This is a genomic window from Nocardia carnea (assembly GCF_029868855.1).
Lineage (GTDB): Bacteria > Actinomycetota > Actinomycetes > Mycobacteriales > Mycobacteriaceae > Nocardia > Nocardia carnea_A.
The window spans coordinates 21,295-28,558 of record NZ_JARWOV010000320.1; the positions used below are offsets into that span (position 1 = coordinate 21,295).

The 7,264-nt window shown below is 65.4% G+C and carries 5 protein-coding genes; all 5 read left to right on the plus strand.

Features of this window, described 5'->3' with window-relative positions:
• The first annotated feature begins 50 nt into the window (after positions 1-50).
• The 5 genes from QH195_RS33200 to QH195_RS33220 all read left to right on the plus strand — a co-directional run bounded on the left by QH195_RS33200 (position 51) and on the right by QH195_RS33220 (position 7,098).
• Positions 51-2,720, plus strand: a complete 2,670-nt coding sequence (locus QH195_RS33200; protein ID WP_280438309.1) for an alpha-L-rhamnosidase — start codon at positions 51-53, stop codon at positions 2,718-2,720.
• Complete coding sequence (locus QH195_RS33205) at positions 2,717-4,009, plus strand: MFS transporter (protein WP_280438310.1); 1,293 nt, start codon at positions 2,717-2,719, stop codon at positions 4,007-4,009. The genes QH195_RS33200 and QH195_RS33205 overlap by 4 nt, the downstream gene beginning before the upstream one ends.
• 53 nt (positions 4,010-4,062) lie before the next feature.
• The gene (locus QH195_RS33210; RefSeq protein ID WP_280438311.1) at positions 4,063-5,466 is read left to right on the plus strand and encodes an alpha/beta hydrolase domain-containing protein; all 1,404 of its coding nucleotides are present in this window, start codon (positions 4,063-4,065) and stop codon (positions 5,464-5,466) included.
• Positions 5,467-5,538: 72 nt separating this feature from the next.
• Positions 5,539-6,099 (plus strand): TetR/AcrR family transcriptional regulator, encoded by a 561-nt coding sequence (locus QH195_RS33215; RefSeq protein ID WP_280438312.1) that lies wholly within the window; start codon positions 5,539-5,541, stop codon positions 6,097-6,099.
• A gap of 252 nt (positions 6,100-6,351) precedes the next feature.
• The gene (locus tag QH195_RS33220) at positions 6,352-7,098 is read left to right on the plus strand and encodes a glucose 1-dehydrogenase (protein ID WP_280438313.1); all 747 of its coding nucleotides are present in this window, start codon (positions 6,352-6,354) and stop codon (positions 7,096-7,098) included.
• Positions 7,099-7,264 lie beyond the last annotated feature (166 nt).

A 7,264-nucleotide genomic window follows, 5' to 3' on the forward strand; every position in this document is an offset into this window, starting at 1 on the left:
CGGTGACAGTACAACTTGCCGCACTCCGGGTCGATGCCCTGAGAGAACCGATGGGATTCGACAACCCCTGCCCCGAATTTTCGTGGCAACTGCGCTGCGACGAATCCTCGATCCTGCAGTCGGCCTGCAGGGTACAGGTGTCGCGGACGGATACGTTCGGGGCAGAGGCGATGCTATGGGACAGTGGCAGCCTAACGTCCGACACTCCGTACGGAGTCCGCTACGCCGGTCGACCACTGGAATCGGCTCGCCGCTATTTCTGGCGAGTCCGGGTTCGCGACAACCGCGGACGCGACAGCGACTGGAGCGCGCCGGCAGTCTTCGAAACCGGAATGCTGGATGCGCAACGGTGGCAGGCGGAATGGATCAGCCGCCAGGCACCGGTCACCGAGGACGATCCGCCACTGTATTTGAGAGGCGAGGTCGATCTGGGGGCAGAGGTGGTTCGTGCTCGTGCCTACGTCAGTGCCCTGGGGTGGTACCGATTCTTCGTCAACGGGACGGATGTCACCGGTCCCGCGCTGGTGCCGCGTTTCACGCCTCTCGACAAGGTCGTGGAGTACCAGGCCTACGACATCACCGATCTGCTGTGCTCAGGAAAAAACATTGTGGGTATCGCGGTCGGTGACGGTCGATACCGCGGCCATCTCGGTGCTTTCCGCCATCGCCGGGTCTACGGAGATCGCTTGGCCGGTTTCGCTCAGGTCGAGGTGGAACTCGCCGACGGGAGCACCGTCGTTTCTGGCACCGGCGGGGCCTGGTTCGCGGGACGGGGGCGAATCCTCGCCTCGGATCCCATGGACGGCGAGACTGTGGACCTGCGCATTTCCCCGACTGCGTGGCTCGACCCGGCCGGCGCGCCCCCGGGATTCTCTGCGGCGGAGGTCATACCGAATACGCGTCGCTTGATCGGCGAAGCGGTGCCGCGTGTGCAGGCGGTCTCGGTGCTCGATCCGGTCACGGTGCGACGTACCCCCGCCGGTACCCAGCTGGTGGACTTCGGACAAAACTTCGCCGGGGTCACCCGTATCCGGCTTCCCGGCCGGGCAGGCCTGCAGGTCGCGTTGACCCACGCCGAAGTGCTCACTCCGACAGGGGAACTCGACAGCGCAGCCTTCCGGACGGGCAGGCAAACCTGGTTCCAGCGCGATCACGTCATCACCTGCGAGACGCCGACCTGGTATCAGCCGTGGTTCACCATCCACGGGTTCCGGTACGTCGAGATCGACGGCCTGGACGAGGACCTCCGGCCAGAGGATGTGCAAGGCGTGGTGCTGTCCACCGATCTGGCCACGACCGGTACCTTCGAATGTTCGGACCCGCGGATCGAGCAGTTGTATCGGAACGTCGAGTGGTCGATGCGCTCGAACTTCGTCGATACCGCCACCGACTGCCCGACCCGCGAACGCGCTGGATGGACCGGCGATCTGCAGATCTTCGCGCCCACCGCCTCCACCATGGCCGATGTCCAGGCATTCATCCGCCGTTACCTCGCGAACCTCACGATCGAGCAGCGCGCCGACGGCGGGGTGCCCCATATCGTTCCGTCCGAGCAGTCGCAGCACTACCTGCGAACCCGGCCCAACCCGGTCGCTCGGTGGTTCGCGCAGCGGCTGTCCGCCATGCTGTCCGGGTCGGCCGGCTGGGGCGATGCGGCGGTGCTGCTGCCGTGGACGCTGTACCGGTACTACGGTGACGTCGAAATTCTACGCAAGCAGTGGACCGCTATGACCCGGTGGGTGGACCGCGGTGCACAGCGGGCCCGAACCCGATCGCGCCCACTACGCCGGCTGCGCCGGACTGCCGGGCCGCTCGAGAAATACGTGCTCGACACCGGTTTCCACTTCGGTGAATGGCTGCGACCAGGTGATCGGCCACCGGACGTCGTCCGCGATCTGCTCACCCACCGTCCGGTCGTGGCCACCGCCTACCTCGCCCACTCGAGCCATTTGCTCGGCCGGATGGGGACGATCCTCGGCTATCACGATGAGGCGCGGCGGTATTCGGATCTCGCCGCCCACGTTACCGATGCCTTCCGAGCGGCGTTCGTCCGGGAAGGCGGCGCGCGGATCGGCCGTGACCGTCAGGACGACTACGTGCGGGCACTTGCGTTCGGCTTGCTCACTCCAGCGCAGCGTCAGCACGCTGTCGTCCGTCTGTCCGAACTGATCGAGGAAGCCGACTACCACCTGGACACCGGCTTTCTGAGTACCCCGATGCTCCTCGAAACTCTGGCCGACAACGGCCGGACCGACCTGGCGTTCCGGCTGCTTCTCCAGGACACCCGGCCGGCTTGGCTGTACCAGGTCGACCACGGAGCCACCACAGTTTGGGAATCATGGGAAGGCTTCGGCCCTGACGGTGCGGCCCGGGATTCGCACAATCACTACGCTTTCGGTGCAGTGGCCGCCTGGCTGCAAGAAGGGCTCGCGGGCTTGGCCCCGGCCGAGCCCGGCTATCGTGTCATCCGCATCGCGCCGCGTATCGGCGGCGGCATTACGCACGTCGCGAAGTCGATCGAGACGCCCTTCGGGCGCGCTTCCAGCAGTTGGAGCCTGAACGGTGGCACCGTAACGCTGCGGGCAGAGGTCCCGCCCGGGGCTGAAGCGCTGGTCACGACCGGAGGTTCCCGGAAGGAGTACCGGATCGGCTCGGGTACACACGAGTTCTCCTGGCCGATCGGCGACGAATTGCCTCTGGGGAAAACGGTATCGGTATGAGCGCGACCACCGGACGGAACGAACCTGGATCTCGACCCGGTGCTTCCGGGCCGCTCACAGAAGTCCTCGATCGGCGCTTGGTCGTCGCGCTGATGATGGAGACCTTCGGCCGCAGCTTCGCCTCGGTCGGCCTGGTCCTCACCATACTTCCGATCACTGTCGCCGCGCTGGCTCCGGACCACAAGGACACCGTACTCGGCATCCTCGTGGGCCTCGGGGCGATCGTCACCGCTTTCACCGGAGTTTTCTTCGGAGTGACGAGCGACCGATGCTCGTCCCGATTCGGGATGCGACGCCCGTTCATCGCAGTCGGCGCCGCTTTCGCGGTCGGCTCGCTGCTGATCATGGCCACCGCGTCGAATCTTCCGATGCTCTTCGCGGGAAATATCCTGTTCAGTGTGGCCACTGGAGTGCACAGCGGTGGTGCCGCAGCCTTGATCCCGGACCAGATTCCGGCGTCCTACCGCGGCCGGATCATGGGCTTCAACACGATAGCGCTGACACTCGCCGGTATGGCCGCCGCCGTGTTGCTGCCGCGGTTCCTCGACGAAGAGGCGTTCTTATTCGTTGTTCCCGCAGTGATCATGGCGGTGTCCACAGTGCCGCTGCTGCTCGTCTTACAGGACAGAATCCTCGCACCGGAGCAGGCACAGATCGGCGCCGGATTTCGGGATGTGCTCGCGCAGGCACGCATTCATCCGCGGGATGTTCCGGACTTCATGTGGGCGTGGGCCGGTAAGGCTCTCGTCACCCTTGGATCGGCCTTTGCCACTACCTACAGTGTTTATCTGCTCACCGATCAGCTGACCGTGTCCGAGAACAACCTGCCGGGCCTGATCACCATCACCGGTGTCGTCGGCCTGCTCACCACACTCGGTGGCGCCGCGGCCGGCGCCTACATCAGCGATCGGTTCCGGATCCGCAAACGACTCGTGCTGTGGACGTCGATGCTCATCGCCGTCGGCATTGTGATCTGTGGGCTGGCACCCGACGTCCCGATCTATCTGGTCGGTCTTGTCATCATGGGAATCGGGACCGGCATCTGGCTGCCCGTAGATGGCGCGCTCATGATCGATGTGCTTCCGGGCGAAGGGCGCGAGTCCGGCAAGTACTCCGCGTTCATGCAGTTGGCGGACGCGGTGCCACGGGCCGCGGGGCCATTCCTAGCCCCGGTGATCCTGGTCGTCGGTGCCATCGGGACAGGCAAATACTCCCTGCTCTACCTGCTCGGCGCGGCCGTCGTGGTGTGCGGTGGCGTGCTGGTCCGCAAAATCGAGGGGAGTCACTGACCAAAGCTGAGGACCGATCGCCCGAGCCGATCGTCACGTATCCGATCCGTGCGATGAGCACCACCAGTGAAGAAAGAACTCGCGCAATCATGAAAAGCACTTTCTGCACGGTCGACGGTCCGATCACCGGCGGACGCTACGACCGGCCGTTCGCTTCTTCGATCGTCGATCTCGGCGAATACGGTTACGAGGAGAACGAATACTTCGTCTCCGGGACAGCCACCCGCTATGTGCCGGCGCCGGGGACCGCACTGACCCCGGACGGCCGTTGGCAGGTTGTCACCGACGGTACGGATCCCTACCGCACCCGGATTCTTGTCCGTCGGCCGTCGGCCGACCGATTCAACGGCGTCGTCGTGGTGGAATTCATGCAGGAGTACTTCGGCTGCGAACGCGACACCAACTACCGCTGGTACGCCGAGATCCTGTTGCGCGAAGGCTTCGCCTGGGTGGGCGCATCTCTCCATCACGAGGGCATCGACGTCCCGGGCCGACAGGAGATTTCGCTGGGTGGGTACTCCTTTACCTCCGGGCCGTCCTTGGTCGAATGGGACCCCGAGCGATACGGGTCCCTGGAGTTTCCGCACTCGGACCTGTGCTATGACGTGCTCTCCCAGATCGCACGCACGGTGGGCCCGGACCGCCCGGCTCAGCCAGCCGATCCGCTGGGTGGTCTCATCGTGCAGCGGGTCTTTGCCGCCGGCAATACCATCGCCGCAGACCGGTTGCGCCACTACATCAATGCGGTGCATCCCGGGCATCGAGTGTTCGAAGGCTTCTTCCTCCAAGATCTGAGCGACAGCGGCGTGGCCTTGGCCGAGGGGATAGCGTCCCCACCGGATCTCTGGGTGCGTACCGACGTCGGTGTTCCCACCGTGGTGCTGAATACAACCACCGCCGCCATGGACGCCACTCGACAGGAAGAAGGCGAGCACATCAGATTTTGGGAACCGGCCGGCAGCTCCCATACCACCGGTCCCTACATGGCCCGGGTCGCCACCGCCAATGCCCGCGACCTCAGCGCCGGAACACCGCTCGGCGACCCCGGTTCCGGCAACACCCTGCCGCTGCAGTACGTGGGTGGTGCGGCCTTCGCCGGGCTTCGCCGTTGGGCCGAGGGCGGCGAACCAATTGCCCGCTTCCCGGTCATCGAGCGAGCCGGCGATGAAAACGGGGAGGCAACCGCTGTGTTCGACAAATCCGGCAACGTCGCCGGGGGACTACGCACGCCGTGGGTCGATGTTCCCGTCGCGCGCTACGACTGGCGAGGGGAGAGCCTCGGCGGATCCGGGGCGACCTACCCGTATACGGAGAGGGAACTGCGCTTGCGATACGGGACCCCTGCTGTGTACCACCAGCGCTTCGCCGCTGCCACCCGTGCAGCCGTGCGCAGCGGAGTCCTACTACCCGACGAGGCCGAGCGGGCAATCGCCGAAAGCCACAATGTCAGCTGGTAGCCCAGCAGACCCTGGGTGGCGCTGAGCAGGGCGGTATTGTTCCCGGCATGGATACTATGTGGGAGGCGTGCTGTGGTAGCAGAGGATGATCCCCGCTACATCCGCTCACGACGTCTTCTGCGCAGTGCCGTGATAGAACTGGCGGGCGGGAATCCACAGAACCTGACGATCTCGCAGATCTGTAAGCACACGGGGGTCGATCGCGCCACCTTCTATCGACATTTTCCCGACGTCGAGCATCTGGTAGCCGACGCCCTGGTCGCTCTCGCCGACGAGTCGGCGCACCAATGGGAGCAGCAGCTGGGGGAGCATGAGGACGAATTCGGCCCGTCCGTGCTATATGGATATATCGCACACGTCGGGGAGCACCGCCCGCTCTATCGGTGGGCGCTCGGGTCCACCGGCAGCGCGGCGGCGATTCATGGTGTGCTCCAGCGTATGGTCGCCGCCACCGAGGCCACTCTGCGAAAGACCGAAGGTGTCCTTCCCTCGGAAGAGATCCACCGGCGCGGGGGGTTTGCCGGAGGTGCTGTACTCGGCACCCTGCTCACCTGGTTGAGTGATCCAGAGCCTGCTTCCGCCGTCGAGCTGGCGATGTGGGTCAATGCGCAGCTCGCCGAGATATTCCGCTGATCCCGCCGGGTCCGTAGGCCTTCTGGGCACCGGACGGTTTCCACGAACGCCGAGTGGCCCGGCCGGGGCCAGTCGTGGTCGATTCGCAGGACTCGTGCCGCAACCTCATACTGCCGACCGCACGCCGACAACGCGCTCGAAACCCGCATATCCGCTGGCGGATGATGACGTTCCGTTGACCGGGAAAGGGGGCCTGGATAGGTGCCCGGTCGGCATATGGTCCTGCTGAGACGAGAAAGAACAGGAGTGACCATGGGTGTACTGGACGGCAAGACAGCCCTGATAACCGGTGGCGCCCGCGGGATGGGGGCCGAGCACGTGCGGCAGTTCGTTGCCGAGGGTGCCCGGGTCGTCTTCGGCGATGTGCGCGACGAAGAAGGCGAGGCGTTGGCCGCCGAGCTCGGTGACGACGCCTTCTATTTGCATCACGATGTCACCAGTGAGGCCGAATGGTCCCAGGTTGTGGCGGCGACGATGTCCCGTTTCGGAAGGCTCGACATCCTGGTCAACAATGCGGGTATCAACCGCTTCGCGCCGATCTGCGAGCAATCCCTCGCGGAGTTCCGCCTGATCCTGGACACCAACCTCACCAGCGCCTGGCTCGGGATCCGGGCAGCGGCACCCGTCATGTCGGACGGTGGGTCGATCGTGAATATGTCGTCCATCGAGGGATACGCCGGTGCCGCAGGCCTATCCGCGTACGCATCCAGCAAATTCGGCATCCGCGGACTGACGAAGGTGGCCGCCCGCGAGTTGGGACCCCGCAATATCCGGGTGAACTCGGTGCATCCCGGGGGAATCGTCACCCCCATGAACACCGAGATAGTGCCCGATCTCGATCCGGACAAACCGTTCGTCCCATCGCTGCCGATCGCGCGATGGGGGCGCCCTGCCGAGGTGACCCATGTGGTCGTGTTCCTCGCTTCCGATGCCGCCAGCTATTGCACTGGCAGTGAGGTGCTGGTCGACGGTGGACTGCTCGCGGGCCCGGGATACTGAAGCCTGCCCCTTGCCGGCCGTGATGCTGTATGCCCACCGGCCGCCGACGAACGGGTGACCTGTGTCGACGAGGTTGCTCGACGGGGCACTGGCGGGGGGTTTGGGGTGGGGGGGGGCGGCGACCCCCCCCGGGGGGCCCCCCCCAGTAGGCGGCCCCCCAGGGGGG